Annotated in this window: 9 protein-coding genes, 1 tRNA gene and 3 rRNA genes; 2 read left to right on the forward strand and 11 right to left on the reverse strand. The window is 51.8% G+C overall.

Features of this window, described 5'->3' with window-relative positions:
* Window positions 1-251: 251 nt before the first annotated feature.
* The 5 genes from metA to GN242_RS19675 form a co-directional block, all read right to left on the reverse strand.
* Window positions 252-1,181 (reverse strand): homoserine O-acetyltransferase MetA, encoded by a 930-nt coding sequence (gene metA / locus GN242_RS19655; RefSeq protein WP_154754202.1) that lies wholly within the window; start codon window positions 1,179-1,181, stop codon window positions 252-254.
* Between the two features lie 322 nt (window positions 1,182-1,503).
* Window positions 1,504-1,619, reverse strand: a 5S ribosomal RNA gene (gene rrf / locus GN242_RS19660).
* Window positions 1,620-1,851: 232 nt separating this feature from the next.
* Window positions 1,852-4,756 (reverse strand): 23S ribosomal RNA (locus GN242_RS19665).
* Between the two features lie 220 nt (window positions 4,757-4,976).
* A tRNA-Glu gene (locus GN242_RS19670) sits at window positions 4,977-5,052 on the reverse strand.
* A gap of 71 nt (window positions 5,053-5,123) precedes the next feature.
* Window positions 5,124-6,666: ribosomal RNA gene (locus GN242_RS19675) — 16S ribosomal RNA — on the reverse strand.
* The 16S, 23S and 5S rRNA genes sit together here with 1 tRNA gene alongside, the layout of an rRNA operon.
* 635 nt (window positions 6,667-7,301) lie before the next feature.
* Here GN242_RS19675 and purH point away from each other — a divergent pair.
* Together purH and purD are read left to right on the forward strand one after the other, a co-directional pair.
* Complete coding sequence (purH, locus tag GN242_RS19680) at window positions 7,302-8,891, forward strand: bifunctional phosphoribosylaminoimidazolecarboxamide formyltransferase/IMP cyclohydrolase (RefSeq protein WP_154754576.1); 1,590 nt, start codon at window positions 7,302-7,304, stop codon at window positions 8,889-8,891.
* Window positions 8,892-8,905: 14 nt separating this feature from the next.
* Complete coding sequence (gene purD, locus GN242_RS19685; RefSeq protein ID WP_156288079.1) at window positions 8,906-10,186, forward strand: phosphoribosylamine--glycine ligase; 1,281 nt, start codon at window positions 8,906-8,908, stop codon at window positions 10,184-10,186.
* A gap of 78 nt (window positions 10,187-10,264) precedes the next feature.
* Here the strand turns inward: purD and GN242_RS19690 are convergent, their stop codons facing one another.
* From GN242_RS19690 to GN242_RS19715, 6 genes are all read right to left on the reverse strand, one after another.
* Window positions 10,265-10,930: a DUF1481 domain-containing protein gene (locus GN242_RS19690; RefSeq protein WP_154754578.1), complete on the reverse strand. Its 666-nt coding sequence runs from the start codon at window positions 10,928-10,930 to the stop codon at window positions 10,265-10,267.
* 125 nt (window positions 10,931-11,055) lie between these two features.
* Window positions 11,056-11,328 (reverse strand): nucleoid-associated protein HU-alpha, encoded by a 273-nt coding sequence (hupA, locus tag GN242_RS19695; protein WP_154754579.1) that lies wholly within the window; start codon window positions 11,326-11,328, stop codon window positions 11,056-11,058.
* A gap of 188 nt (window positions 11,329-11,516) precedes the next feature.
* On the reverse strand, window positions 11,517-12,107 hold the full coding sequence (locus GN242_RS19700) for a YjaG family protein (protein ID WP_154754580.1): 591 nt from the start codon (window positions 12,105-12,107) through the stop codon (window positions 11,517-11,519).
* A 62-nt stretch (window positions 12,108-12,169) separates the two neighbouring features.
* The gene (gene nfi, locus GN242_RS19705; protein ID WP_156288080.1) at window positions 12,170-12,835 is read right to left on the reverse strand and encodes a deoxyribonuclease V; all 666 of its coding nucleotides are present in this window, start codon (window positions 12,833-12,835) and stop codon (window positions 12,170-12,172) included.
* Window positions 12,836-12,867: 32 nt separating this feature from the next.
* Window positions 12,868-13,935, reverse strand: a complete 1,068-nt coding sequence (gene hemE / locus GN242_RS19710; RefSeq protein WP_154754582.1) for a uroporphyrinogen decarboxylase — start codon at window positions 13,933-13,935, stop codon at window positions 12,868-12,870.
* A gap of 158 nt (window positions 13,936-14,093) precedes the next feature.
* A complete protein-coding gene (locus tag GN242_RS19715) occupies window positions 14,094-14,828 on the reverse strand; it encodes a bactofilin family protein (RefSeq protein ID WP_156288081.1) in 735 nt (244 codons plus the stop codon).
* Between the last annotated feature and the right edge of the window lie 213 nt (window positions 14,829-15,041).

Here is a 15,041-nt window from a genome sequence, read left to right on the forward strand (position 1 = left end):
AACAATCTTTGAGCTACAGGATCAAAATATCATCAGTTAATTTTTAAAATCAAAAGCTATTTCCATTTTTTTATTAACTTTGATTTAACAATATGATTTCAATAGATTTAAATCTACTTATTAACAGGAAGATGTTTTCATAAAAAATGGGATCGCGATCGGGGTGACAGGATTCAGCAAAAAAAGGAGTCGGAGCAACGTATGATCGAGGTGGATCGGGGATCCACCTGATAAGGGAAGTGGGGAGGTGACTATTCGAGCGTCGGATTCATATGGCGCAGATCGAACGGAGTGATCTGATATACATAATAGTTCAGCCAGTTGGAGAACAGCAGGTTACCGTGACTGCGCCAGCTGGCACGCGGTGGCAGCGCTGGATTGTCATTAGGGAAGTAATTAAAGGGTACTTCCGGGTTCAGTCCCGCATCAAAATCTCGATGGAATTCACCGGATAGCGTTAGTGCGTCATATTCCGGGTGGCCGGTTACAAAGGCCAGGCGTTTATCTTTACTGGCAAACAGGTAAGCCCCGGTTTGCTCAGATTCGGCAAAGATTTCCAGGTCTGTGTAATCGCGCAGTAACTGGGTTGGGAAATCGGCATAGCGTGAATGCGGAGCAAGGAATGTATCGTCAAAGCCGCGGGTTAAGAGCGCATGAGGATGTAAGATTTGATGTTCAAATACGCCAGATAGTTTGTTGTCACGCGTCTGTTTTGGAATGCCATACAGGATATTAAGAGCCGCCTGTACTGCCCAACAGACAAACAGCGTTGAGGTGACATGCTCTTTCGCCCAGTGCAGCACTTTCTGAATTTGCGGCCAATAGGCCACATCACAGAAGTCGACCAACCCTAGCGGTGCGCCGGTAACGATCAGTCCATCGTAATTATCATTCTGAATATCTTCGAAATTACAGTAAAAATTGTTCAGGTGCTCAGATGGGGTGTTACGTGATTCGCGGCTGTCGATACGCAGCAGCTGGATATCGATCTGTAGCGGTGAATTGGAAAGCAGACGTAAAAACTGATTTTCAGTTTCGATCTTTTTCGGCATCAGATTGAGTACCAGCACTTTCAGCGGGCGGATATTCTGCGTGCTGGCACGCGAAGACGTCATCACAAAGACGTTCTCGTCGCGCAAAAAACTTACGGCTGGTAATTCGTCGGGTACCCTGATCGGCATGACCTGCTTCCTCACTACATACGTTTATACATTTATACGTTTAGACATCCAGACAGCTAAAGATAACGTGCAAGCGACCGAATGTCGAGTCCTCATCCGGTTCTTGAAAATCTTTCATCTGATTGAACATTAAAGAGTAGAGGTCTGGAAGAAAATAGCCAGAAAAGGAGCAAAAGCGGAGGATAAAAGGCTTCGATTCAGCAAATCTAAGCTATTGTTTTAGATAGAATCAGGTGAATTGGGTAATAACGGGTGAATGGCGGACAAACAACAGACGAAAAAAAACCCCAACCTTTCGGTCGGGGTTCTTTCTTCGTTTGATGCCTGGCAGTTCCCTACTCTCGCATGGGGAGACCCCACACTACCATCGGCGCTACGGCGTTTCACTTCTGAGTTCGGCATGGGGTCAGGTGGGACCACCGCGCTAAAGCCGCCAGGCAAATTCTGTGCTCTGTCCTGTGTCTTTTGCGCTCTGACTGCGTTGCCTGCGCTCGCAAGCTCAGTCACATACCTGTGTATGCTCCTTCACTCACTTCGCTGGTCGCCTTGTCACAGCACAAAATCCTTCGGAATTGACTCCGCAGGAGGACAGATAAATTCTTTATCCGGTACAGGCTGAAAATTGTCTTCGCGTCTCTCATAACGCTCACCAGAACGCTTCTGGCGTTGTAAGGTTAAGCCTCACGGGTCATTAGTACCGGTTAGCTCAACGCATCGCTGCGCTTACACACCCGGCCTATCAACGTCGTAGTCTTCAACGTCCCTTCAGGACTCTCAAGGAGTCAGGGAGAATTCATCTCGAGGCAAGTTTCGCGCTTAGATGCTTTCAGCGCTTATCTTTTCCGCACTTAGCTACCGGGCAATGCCATTGGCATGACAACCCGAACACCAGTGGTGCGTTCACTCCGGTCCTCTCGTACTAGGAGCAACCCCTCTCAATTCTCCAGCGCCCACGGCAGATAGGGACCGAACTGTCTCACGACGTTCTAAACCCAGCTCGCGTACCACTTTAAACGGCGAACAGCCGTACCCTTGGGACCTACTTCAGCCCCAGGATGTGATGAGCCGACATCGAGGTGCCAAACACCGCCGTCGATATGAACTCTTGGGCGGTATCAGCCTGTTATCCCCGGAGTACCTTTTATCCGTTGAGCGATGGCCCTTCCATTCAGAACCACCGGATCACTATGACCTGCTTTCGCACCTGCTCGAGCCGTCACTCTCGCAGTCAAGCCAGCTTATGCCATTGCACTAACCTCACGATGTCCGACCGTGATTAGCTGACCTTCGTGCTCCTCCGTTACTCTTTAGGAGGAGACCGCCCCAGTCAAACTACCCACCAGACACTGTCCCCACGCCGGATCACGGCGCCAGGTTAGAACATCAAACGTTAAAGGGTGGTATTTCAAGGTTGGCTCCACGCAGACTGGCGTCCACGCTTCAAAGCCTCCCACCTATCCTACACATCAAGGCTCAATGTTCAGTGTCAAGCTGTAGTAAAGGTTCACGGGGTCTTTCCGTCTTGCCGCGGGTACACTGCATCTTCACAGCGAGTTCAATTTCACTGAGTCTCGGGTGGAGACAGCCTGGCCATCATTACGCCATTCGTGCAGGTCGGAACTTACCCGACAAGGAATTTCGCTACCTTAGGACCGTTATAGTTACGGCCGCCGTTTACCGGGGCTTCGATCAAGAGCTTCTCCTTGCGGATAACCCCATCAATTAACCTTCCGGCACCGGGCAGGCGTCACACCGTATACGTCCACTTTCGTGTTTGCACAGTGCTGTGTTTTTAATAAACAGTTGCAGCCAGCTGGTATCTTCGACTGGCTTCAGCTCCGGGAGCAAGTCCCTTCACCTACGCGCCAGCGTGCCTTCTCCCGAAGTTACGGCACCATTTTGCCTAGTTCCTTCACCCGAGTTCTCTCAAGCGCCTTGGTATTCTCTACCTGACCACCTGTGTCGGTTTGGGGTACGATTGATGTTACCTGATGCTTAGAGGCTTTTCCTGGAAGCAGGGCATTTGTTACTTCAGCACCGTAGTGCCTCGTCATCACACCTCAGCCTTAAAGAGTTCCGGATTTGCCTGGAACTCAAGCCTACATGCTTAAACCGGGACAACCGTCGCCCGGCTAACATAGCCTTCTCCGTCCCCCCTTCGCAGTAACACCCAGTACGGGAATATTAACCCGTTTCCCATCGACTACGCCTTTCGGCCTCGCCTTAGGGGTCGACTCACCCTGCCCCGATTAACGTTGGACAGGAACCCTTGGTCTTCCGGCGAGCGGGCTTTTCACCCGCTTTATCGTTACTTATGTCAGCATTCGCACTTCTGATACCTCCAGCAGCCCTCACAGGCCACCTTCGACGGCTTACAGAACGCTCCCCTACCCAACAATACTTGCGTATCGCTGCCGCAGCTTCGGTGCATGGTTTAGCCCCGTTACATCTTCCGCGCAGGCCGACTCGACCAGTGAGCTATTACGCTTTCTTTAAATGATGGCTGCTTCTAAGCCAACATCCTGGCTGTCTGTGCCTTCCCACATCGTTTCCCACTTAACCATGACTTTGGGACCTTAGCTGGCGGTCTGGGTTGTTTCCCTCTTCACGACGGACGTTAGCACCCGCCGTGTGTCTCCCGTGATAACATTCTCCGGTATTCGCAGTTTGCATCGGGTTGGTAAGCCGGGATGGCCCCCTAGCCGAAACAGTGCTCTACCCCCGGAGATGAGTTCACGAGGCGCTACCTAAATAGCTTTCGGGGAGAACCAGCTATCTCCCGGTTTGATTGGCCTTTCACCCCCAGCCACAAGTCATCCGCTAATTTTTCAACATTAGTCGGTTCGGTCCTCCAGTTAGTGTTACCCAACCTTCAACCTGCCCATGGCTAGATCACCGGGTTTCGGGTCTATACCCTGCAACTTAACGCCCAGTTAAGACTCGGTTTCCCTGCGGCTCCCCTATACGGTTAACCTTGCTACAGAATATAAGTCGCTGACCCATTATACAAAAGGTACGCAGTCACACCACGAAGGTGCTCCCACTGCTTGTACGTACACGGTTTCAGGTTCTTTTTCACTCCCCTCGCCGGGGTTCTTTTCGCCTTTCCCTCACGGTACTGGTTCACTATCGGTCAGTCAGGAGTATTTAGCCTTGGAGGATGGTCCCCCCATATTCAGACAGGATGTCACGTGTCCCGCCCTACTCATCGAACTCACAGCAAGTGCATTTTTGTGTACGGGAGTATCACCCTGTACCCTGCGACTTTCCAGACGCTTCCACTAATGCACAAACTGATTCAGGTTCTGGGCTGTTCCCCGTTCGCTCGCCGCTACTGGGGGAATCTCGGTTGATTTCTTTTCCTCGGGGTACTTAGATGTTTCAGTTCCCCCGGTTCGCCTCATGCCACTATGTATTCATGACATGATAGTGTGCCGGAGCACACTGGGTTTCCCCATTCGGGTATCGTCGGTGTTGCGGTTCATATCACCTTACCGACGCTTATCGCAGATTAGCACGCCCTTCATCGCCTCTGACTGCCTAGGCATCCACCGTGTACGCTTAGTCGCTTAACCTCACAACCCACAAGCGTCCCGGAGGACACATTGCTGTTGCGAGCATTTGAGAGACTCGAACATATCGTTGATTTCATTCTTATTTACGGAGAATGAAAACGACATGTCGTTTCAATTTTCAGCTTGTTCCGGATTGTTAAAGAGCAAATATCTCAAACATGACTCGTTAAAGTCAGCTTTGAGATACTGGGTGGCAACGTCTTTCACGTCGTTACCGGTATGGCGTCCCCAAGGGGATTCGAACCCCTGTTACAGCCGTGAAAGGGCAGTGTCCTGGGCCTCTAGACGATGGGGACTCGGGTACTACTTTGCTCGTTACTTCTATCAGACAATCTGTGTGGACACTGCGCGGGAAGGTATCTTCAGGTAAGGAGGTGATCCAACCGCAGGTTCCCCTACGGTTACCTTGTTACGACTTCACCCCAGTCATGAATCACAAAGTGGTAAGCGCCCTCCCGAAGGTTAAGCTACCTACTTCTTTTGCAACCCACTCCCATGGTGTGACGGGCGGTGTGTACAAGGCCCGGGAACGTATTCACCGTAGCATTCTGATCTACGATTACTAGCGATTCCGACTTCACGGAGTCGAGTTGCAGACTCCGATCCGGACTACGACGCACTTTATGAGGTCCGCTTGCTCTCGCGAGGTCGCTTCTCTTTGTATGCGCCATTGTAGCACGTGTGTAGCCCTGGCCGTAAGGGCCATGATGACTTGACGTCATCCCCACCTTCCTCCGGTTTATCACCGGCAGTCTCCTTTGAGTTCCCGGCATTACCCGCTGGCAACAAAGGATAAGGGTTGCGCTCGTTGCGGGACTTAACCCAACATTTCACAACACGAGCTGACGACAGCCATGCAGCACCTGTCTCACGGTTCCCGAAGGCACTTTCGCATCTCTGCAAAATTCCGTGGATGTCAAGGCCAGGTAAGGTTCTTCGCGTTGCATCGAATTAAACCACATGCTCCACCGCTTGTGCGGGCCCCCGTCAATTCATTTGAGTTTTAACCTTGCGGCCGTACTCCCCAGGCGGTCGACTTAACGCGTTAGCTCCGGAAGCCACGCCTCAAGGGCACAACCTCCAAGTCGACATCGTTTACGGCGTGGACTACCAGGGTATCTAATCCTGTTTGCTCCCCACGCTTTCGCACCTGAGCGTCAGTCTTTGTCCAGGGGGCCGCCTTCGCCACCGGTATTCCTCCAGATCTCTACGCATTTCACCGCTACACCTGGAATTCTACCCCCCTCTACAAGACTCTAGCCTGCCAGTTTCGGATGCAGTTCCCAGGTTGAGCCCGGGGATTTCACATCCGACTTGACAGACCGCCTGCGTGCGCTTTACGCCCAGTAATTCCGATTAACGCTTGCACCCTCCGTATTACCGCGGCTGCTGGCACGGAGTTAGCCGGTGCTTCTTCTGCGGGTAACGTCAATCAGCGAAGCTATTAACTTCTCTGCCTTCCTCCCCACTGAAAGTACTTTACAACCCGAAGGCCTTCTTCATACACGCGGCATGGCTGCATCAGGCTTGCGCCCATTGTGCAATATTCCCCACTGCTGCCTCCCGTAGGAGTCTGGGCCGTGTCTCAGTCCCAGTGTGGCTGGTCATCCTCTCAGACCAGCTAGGGATCGTCGCCTAGGTGAGCCGTTACCTCACCTACTAGCTAATCCCACCTGGGCACATCCGATGGTGTGAGGCCCGAAGGTCCCCCACTTTGGTCCGAAGACGTTATGCGGTATTAGCCACCGTTTCCAGTGGTTATCCCCCTCCATCGGGCAGTTTCCCAGGCATTACTCACCCGTCCGCCACTCGTCACCCAAGGAGCAAGCTCCTCTGTGCTACCGTCCGACTTGCATGTGTTAGGCCTGCCGCCAGCGTTCAATCTGAGCCATGATCAAACTCTTCAATTAAAAGTTCGATTTGCTGCAACAAGTGCAGCGATGCTCAAGTGTAAAACGTCATAATGAATTTCATTATGTGTTCACTCTTAAGACTTGATATTTTTTGTCACCCGGAGGTGACTGATATCAATCCTGCGAGTGCCCACACAGATTGTCTGATAAATTGTTAAAGAGCGGTGCAATCAGTGCCTGAAGCATCAGTTGCGAGGTGGCGTATATTACGCTTTCCTCCTTCGGAGTCAACTTCTTTTTGAGAAGTTTTTTCCGGCGGTTCAGATACTTCCTGAACCTCCTGAGCCGCTGGCCTGTAAGCCGTTGTGCCGTCTCAGTGGTTGCGCATTATAGGGAGTTCTGGACAGGTGACAAGGGCTAATTTGCGATAATTTGACTGTTTGCTGCAATCCCCAGCAAAACCCCTTGTTATACCCTGTTATGCACAAACTTATCCACATTCATACTGAGACCACAATTTTGACGAGCATCGCGCAATCGTTTTCGCTACAATGCCCGCGCGTAATGGAAGCCCCTTCAGGGGCGTTACATGAACCTTAATCTCTCTTTTCTTCTTCTATATAGAAGAAAGGAAAAGAGTAAGCTTCATATAACGCTCTTTATATGCGATCCAAAGCCAAGGGATAAACCTCATGCAACAACGTCGTCCTGTACGCCGCGCACTGCTCAGTGTGTCTGACAAAGCCGGTATCCTCGAATTCGCTCAGGCGCTTTCTCAACGTGGCGTCGAGCTACTTTCCACCGGCGGCACCGCGCGTCTGCTGGCAGATGCCGGCCTGCCCGTCACGGAAGTGTCTGACTATACCGGTTTCCCGGAAATGATGGATGGACGCGTCAAGACGCTGCACCCGAAAGTGCATGGTGGCATTTTAGGACGTCGCGGCCAGGATGATGCCATCATGGCCGAGCACAGCATCTCTCCGATTGATATGGTTGTTGTTAACCTCTACCCCTTTGCCCAGACTGTAGCCCGCGAAGGTTGCTCGCTGGAAGATGCGGTAGAAAACATCGATATCGGCGGCCCTACCATGGTGCGCTCTGCCGCCAAGAACCATAAAGACGTGGCGATTGTGGTGAAGAGCAGTGATTATCAGACTATCGTGGCCGAGCTTGATGCCAATGATAACTCGCTGACGCTGGCTACCCGTTTCGACCTGGCAATTAAAGCCTTCGAACATACCGCAGCCTATGACAGCATGATTGCTAACTACTTCGGTAGTCTGGTTCCTGCCTACCATGGTGAAACCACCGAACCTTCCGGCCGCTTCCCCCGCACGCTGAACCTGAACTTTATTAAGAAGCAGGATATGCGTTATGGCGAAAACAGCCATCAGGACGCCGCCTTCTATATAGAAGAGAATGTTAGCGAAGCTTCCGTGGCAACGGCACAACAGGTACAGGGCAAGGCGCTCTCTTATAACAACATTGCCGATACCGATGCCGCGCTGGAGTGCGTTAAAGAGTTTGATCAGCCAGCCTGTGTCATCGTTAAGCATGCTAACCCATGCGGTGTGGCGGTTGGTGGTTCGATTCTTGATGCCTACGAGCGCGCTTACAAAACAGACCCGACCTCTGCTTTCGGCGGCATTATTGCTTTCAACCGTGAACTTGATGAAGCAACAGCGCAGGCGATTATCAGCCGCCAGTTCGTTGAGGTGATCATCGCGCCTTCTGCTACCGAAGCCGCACTGAAAGTTACCGCAGCCAAACAGAACGTGCGCGTACTGACCTGCGGGCAGTGGCAGCAGCGCCAGACCGGTCTGGACTTCAAACGTGTTAACGGTGGCCTGCTGGTACAGGATCGCGACCTCGGCATGGTCAATGAAAGCCAGCTGCGCGTTGTCAGCCAGCGTCAGCCAACAGAACAGGAACTGCATGATGCGCTGTTCTGCTGGAAAGTGGCCAAGTTTGTGAAGTCTAACGCCATCGTTTATGCACGTGACAATATGACCATCGGTATAGGCGCAGGTCAGATGAGCCGTGTTTACTCCGCCAGGATTGCCGGTATCAAAGCCGCCGATGAAGGTCTGGAAGTAAAAGGTTCAGCCATGGCCTCTGATGCATTCTTCCCATTCCGTGATGGAATCGATGCCGCTGCCGCCGTGGGTATTACCTGCGTGATTCAGCCAGGGGGATCAATTCGAGATGATGAAGTGATCGCCGCCGCTGATGAACACGGCCTTGCGATGATCTTTACCGACATGCGCCACTTCCGCCATTAATTACGGAGCCTCAGATGAAAATTTTAGTGATTGGTAATGGCGGCCGTGAACACGCGCTGGCCTGGAAAGCCGCTCAGTCGCCACTGGCTGAAACTGTTTTTGTTGCTCCAGGTAATGCGGGCACTGCACTGGAACCTGCGCTGCAAAACGTAGCGATCGATCCGACAGATATTCCTGCCCTGCTGACCTTTGCCCGTGATGAGCAGATCGATTTGACCATCGTAGGCCCGGAAGCACCACTGGTTATTGGCGTGGTCGATGCATTCCGCGCTGCCGGTCTGAAAATCTTCGGCCCAACCCAGGCAGCTGCACAGCTGGAAGGTTCGAAAGCCTTTACCAAAGACTTCCTTGCACGCCATAAAATTCCAACGGGTGAATACCAGAACTTTACCGAAGTAGAACCCGCCCTGGCTTACGTACGTCAGAAAGGCGCTCCGATTGTCATCAAGGCTGATGGCCTGGCGGCAGGTAAAGGTGTGATTGTCGCTATGACGTTGCAGGAAGCTGAAGACGCCATTCAGGATATGCTGGCCGGGAACGCCTTTGGCGATGCTGGCCACCGTATTGTGGTGGAAGAGTTCCTCGATGGCGAAGAAGCCAGTTTCATCGTGATGGTAGATGGTAAAAACGTGCTGCCAATGGCCACCAGCCAGGATCATAAACGCGTTGGCGACGGCGATACCGGACCGAATACGGGCGGTATGGGCGCTTACTCTCCTGCTCCGGTGGTGACCGATGAGATCCACCAGCGCGTGATGGACGAGGTTATCTGGCCAACGGTGCGCGGTATGGCAGACGAAGGGAATGTTTATACCGGCTTCCTGTATGCCGGTCTGATGATCGATAAAAGCGGCCAGCCAAAAGTGATCGAGTTCAACTGCCGCTTTGGCGATCCAGAAACTCAGCCAATCATGCTGCGTCTTAACTCCGATCTGGTTGATCTTTGTCTGGCAGCCGTTGACGGCAAGCTGGACGAGAAAGATTCAGTCTGGGATCCGCGCCCGTCACTTGGCGTGGTTCTGGCAGCAGGCGGCTACCCGGGTGATTACGTTAACGGTGAACAGATTCACGGCCTGCCTCTGGAAGAAGTGGCAGATGGTAAGGTGTTCCATGCCGGCACTACATTACAGGATGACCTGGTGGTGACTAACGGTGGCCGCGTGCTGTGCGTTACTGCGCTGGGTGAAGACGTTGCAGCGGCTCAAAAACGTGCCTATGAGCTTGCCCGTCCAATCTCATGGAAAGGCAGCTTCTGCCGTAAAGATATCGGTTACCGTGCGATAGATCGTAAGTAACCTGTCAGGGGCGGTTCGCTGAACCGCCTTTAAGCAGATCCAGCCCCAGGGGCGTTGTTCAATCGCCCTTATTTATGCTTAAAATCCCTCTTCTTTCGGTTCGGTCTTGCAGAGATCGCTGGCTGATGCCATCAGCAGCTGCGTCCCGCCAGGCGCTTCCAGCCAGGCGATACTGACCGGGCCTGCCGCATCGCGCTGCTGACGCGCAATATGCCCCAGTTCCATCTCATCCATTTCAGGCTTCACTCTTTTGCCCTGGCAGGTAATAACGGTGCCATCAGGCTGCCAGCTCCCCTGTTTGAGCAGTACACTGCCGGATAACAGATCATCGCTTATTTTCAGCATTCGCTGGGCATCAAACTGATACAGCGCTACCTCGTCAGGAGTAAGCGCATCACGCCTTCCGGACAGCTGCCGCTGCATAAAGCTCAGGTTCCCGTCGTGGTCGAAACGCAGCATCACATCTTCAGGCTTATCGCCCGCTACATGGCGCTCTACCGAAAACAGTTTATCCTGCTGCCAGAGATAGTCGCTGGTCTCGGTGGCAGCGCCGTTAAACGGGGTATATACCGTCATCAGATGTGCGACCTGCTGGTGCTGATTCTTACGCCAGATGCGAACCACACCGCGATCGGCAAGATAGCCGCTGGCGGTAAAATCGGGGAGATCGGAATGCGAACTACAGCCTGCTAACAGCATCAGCATGGCGAGAGTAAGAGGTCGGGTGAAAGCGGATAATTTCATGGGAAAAGAGTATCACACCCCAGACGTTGCGAAAGGGGCCATTAACGGCTAACTCTGTTAAACCTGCGATTTAAAACAAAAGGGGCGAAACCGCCCCCCTGTTTAAACTCTTCACCGTCAGACGATTACTTAACTGCGTCTTTCAGTGCCTTACCAGATACAAATGCAGGCACGTTTGCAGCGGCAATTTTGATTTCTTTGCCAGTCTGCGGATTGCGACCAGTACGCTCAGCACGGTGGTTAACTTTAAAGGTACCAAAACCAACCAGTTGTACAGCATCACCGTCTTTCAGAGACTCAGTAATCGCAGCCAGGGTTGATTCCAGAGCAGCTTTAGCCTGGGTCTTAGACAGGTCTGCTTTGTCCGCAATTACATCAATCAGTTGAGTCTTGTTCATAAGTTATCCTTACAGTGTATTTATCGCTTGCTAAGCATCGAGTGCGAGGGAAAAACCAGTTTCTGGCACTCTCCTGCATACACGCACCGATAGCCACATTTTTCAGCCCCCCAAATGTAGACCAGACTGGGGGCGAATGTGAAGCCCAAAGGCGCTACAAATCGGGCCTGAAGTCACGTTTTGTCGCCTTACTGCTGAAAATTTATACCGATATTACTAATACCGGATTCACGCAGGTCAGATCGTAACCCTTTTATCAACTCCAGATCCCTGTCCTCGCAGGCGGCAAGCAGGCGAAATATCTCCCACTGGATATCCCATTCCTCTTCTACGGCAGGATTCACTTTTAACTCTTCTTCGGTCATTTCACGACCAGCCTGAGTCATTTCCAGCATTGCCACCGTGGTGATTGACGTCTCGCTGACCGCAATCGCATGGGCCAGGGTTTCACCACTTAAGCGGGAGTGCAGCAGTTCGCTAAGAGCAACGCAGGCATCGATAGCAGGATAAACACCATACAGATCGTAATCGTCCGCGGAAGGAATCGCTTCTTCCAGCTTCTCCAGCTGGCTGTCAAAATTTACTTTCGCGTCTTTAACTACCAGCGTTTCCCACAACAGGTCGAGAATGCGCCGGTAAAGCTGACCATCACCAAACCCGCTTTTCTGGCAAAACTCGCGGTAATTGGGCGCCATGCGTTCACACAGGCAGGCCATAAAAGTAACGTGCTGCCAGCTTTCCAGCTTTTCCAGACGCAAATGAATAGGGTTACGTAACATATCGGGATCTCAGAGTTAATGCACTTGTCGCAGTGTACCTGAAAAGCTACCAGGCGACACGGTTAACCCAGAGACAGCGAGCTAAAAGCCGGACGCCGCGAGGCAACAGCATCTGCCCAACGCGTTGGCTCCGGCAAGCGATAGCCCTGTAAGCAGCGCTGCACCCACTCAAGAGCGGTCGCGTGACTGACACGGTGGCCGGGAGAGATAAACAGCGGATTGCAACGTACTTTACTGCGTAGAACAAAGCCCAACAGTTCGTCTTTATCCATCAGTGGCTGACAGCTACCCGGTTCAGCTGCCGGTGGTTCAAATTTCCCACACAGACGTTTTTTCGCCACGCCAATAGTGGGAACATCCACCAGCAAACCAAAATGGCTGGCCACGCCCAGACGACGAGGATGCGCCACGCCGTGGCCGTCCACCAGCAGCAGGTCAGGATGGTGATCCAACTGTTGCCACGCGGCCTCCAGTGCCGGAGTTTCGCGAAAGGAGAGGAAACCGGGAATATAGGGCATGGTGGTGGCAACGCGTGCCACCTGATGCTCAATAACCTTCAGGGAGGGATATTCCAGGATAACCATAGCGGCGCGGGTCACCTCTCCACCCTGTTCAAAACCAACATCCGCGCCGCCAATAAGGCGAGGTGGCAAGACATCAAAATCATCCTGACATCTTACTTCTGCTGCACGCTGGCGCTGCTGATCGCGTAATGCCGCAATATCCATATCTTCCCCCTGCTGCTTTAAGCCACGGTGCGTTATCCGAGGTGGTAAGGACGCGAGAGTTTATGCACCGCTTCAACGAACACACCCGCGTTCTCTGGTGGGACATCCTGATGGATACCGTGACCAAGGTTGAAAACGTGCCCTTCGCCCTGGCCAAAGCCCTCAAGGATACCCGCCACTTCCTGCTCAATTCGCGCAGGTGAGGCATATAGCATGGACGGATCCATATTCCCCTGCAAAGCAACTTTATGACCTACGCGGCGGCGGGCATCGGCAATATCGGTTGTCCAGTCCAGACCGAGAGCATCGCAGCCTGTAGCTGCCATCGCTTCCAGCCACTGTCCGCCCCCTTTGGTGAACAGGGTAACCGGCACACGGCGTCCCTCATTTTCATGCAACAGACCATCAATAATCTTATGCATGTAATGAAGGGAGAACTCCAGGTAATCACGCCCGGTCAGTACGCCACCCCAGGTGTCAAAGATCATTACCGACTGCGCACCCGCGCGGATCTGCGCATTAAGATAGAGCGTGACGCTATCGGCAAGCTTATCAAGCATCAGATGCAAGGTTTGCGGATCGGCGTACATCATTTTCTTCAGTTTGGTAAAGGCCTTACTGCTGCCACCTTCCACCATATAGGTCGCCAGCGTCCACGGACTGCCAGAGAAACCGATCAGCGGCACGTCACCATTGAGATTTTTACGAATAGTACGTACCGCATTCATCACATAGCCTAACTCCTGCTCCGGGTCAGGGACAGGCAGTTTTTCAACATCCGCACGACAGGTGACAGGGGATGAGAAACGCGGGCCTTCACCCGTTTCAAAATACAGCCCCAGCCCCATGGCATCGGGAATGGTCAGAATATCGGAGAACAGGATCGCCGCATCCAGCGGATAGCGGCGCAGTGGTTGCAGCGTCACTTCACAGGCCAGTTCGGCATTTTTGCATAGCGACATAAAGTCACCCGCCACGGCGCGGGTTGCTTTATATTCCGGCAGATAACGCCCGGCCTGACGCATCATCCATACCGGGGTCACATCTACTGGCTGGCGCAGCAATGCGCGCAGATATCGATCATTCTTCAGTTCTTTCATCACGGGACTCTCTCACCATACAGGCAGCTAGTGTAACATTTATTAGAATTGACGATGATCGACAGCTCAAAAAATTGAGCCGTCTGAGTACGCAAACCGGCTTTGCCATCAGCAGAGACCGGAGAGAAAGAAGGAAACCAGGAGAAGTGACAACGGTTTCAGCTTATTCTTTTATTGCCGTTCGCCACATTTTTCTTCTGTGTATTATCAACAGCCGTAAGAGAAGGCTGAACAGGATCAGCAACGCTGACCGTCAGTTTTTTTTCTTTTTTCTTCTCTGGCAGCACCTGGGCTTCTTCAATCTGACGTGAGTTCCCGACGAATACGCCCCCTTTTTCAATAGAGAACTCAGTGGCAAACACTTCGCCCTCAATTCTGCCACGCGACATAATAATCACCGTTTTGGCATAGCAGCTTCCTTTCAGCAGGCCATTAACTACCAGCTTAACGGATTTAACGTTCCCGATAACCTTCCCTTCTTTACCAATCTGCGTCGTTTTCTGGCTGGTCAGATCCCCTTCGACAACTCCATTTATAGAAATATTGTTCTCATTATTAATTTCACCACATAATACACTGCCAAATGAGATAACAGTTTCCTTCATACTGCCTTCTTCATAAGAGGGAGCTATAGTAGGAACTATTTTTTGCTGCTGATCCTGTGAAGATATTTTCTCGCCCATCTGACGCTCTTCCTTGCGATTAAAATTAAACACGTTTGTAACTGTCCTTTTAGTAAATAGAAAAGGGATGACGAGCAGCAGAATCAGATACGCCATCACACTCAGAGAAATATATAAGGGAGTTCTTATTGATAGCTTAAACGCAACAATACTGATCCCCCAGCAAAGCCAGACTCCCCACAGATAACATTGTTTTTTTATCTCAGACATTATTTCACTTACAACGCGCAGAACATCATGCAGAAGGTTTAGTCGCTGGTGCCGTCAATCAATAGCCAGGAAATTAGTAAGATTACACTGATTAAAATACAAATATTTCTTAAGCGGGGTTTGATAAGAAATTTTTCCTTATCAGGCACACAGCCTCGCTTATAGCGCAGAATGATATTTGAATTTTTCACAGAGTTAAAGCTGTTGTAGCTT

The organism is Erwinia sorbitola, from assembly GCF_009738185.1.
GTDB classification, from domain to species: Bacteria; Pseudomonadota; Gammaproteobacteria; order Enterobacterales; family Enterobacteriaceae; genus Erwinia; species Erwinia sorbitola.

Bases quoted from the DNA above. Each gene is read 5' to 3' on its own strand.
- metA (WP_154754202.1), bottom strand. From the start codon at position 1,181: ATGCCGATCAGGGTACCCGACGAATTACCAGCCGTAAGTTTTTTGCGC.
- purD (WP_156288079.1), top strand. From the start codon at position 8,906: ATGAAAATTTTAGTGATTGGTAATGGCGGCCGTGAACACGCGCTGGCC.
- nfi (WP_156288080.1), bottom strand. From the start codon at position 12,835: ATGGATATTGCGGCATTACGCGATCAGCAGCGCCAGCGTGCAGCAGAA.
- GN242_RS19690 (WP_154754578.1), bottom strand. From the start codon at position 10,930: ATGAAATTATCCGCTTTCACCCGACCTCTTACTCTCGCCATGCTGATG.
- hupA (WP_154754579.1), bottom strand. From the start codon at position 11,328: ATGAACAAGACTCAACTGATTGATGTAATTGCGGACAAAGCAGACCTG.
- GN242_RS19715 (WP_156288081.1), bottom strand. From the start codon at position 14,828: ATGTCTGAGATAAAAAAACAATGTTATCTGTGGGGAGTCTGGCTTTGC.
- purH (WP_154754576.1), top strand. From the start codon at position 7,302: ATGCAACAACGTCGTCCTGTACGCCGCGCACTGCTCAGTGTGTCTGAC.
- hemE (WP_154754582.1), bottom strand. From the start codon at position 13,935: ATGAAAGAACTGAAGAATGATCGATATCTGCGCGCATTGCTGCGCCAG.
- GN242_RS19700 (WP_154754580.1), bottom strand. From the start codon at position 12,107: ATGTTACGTAACCCTATTCATTTGCGTCTGGAAAAGCTGGAAAGCTGG.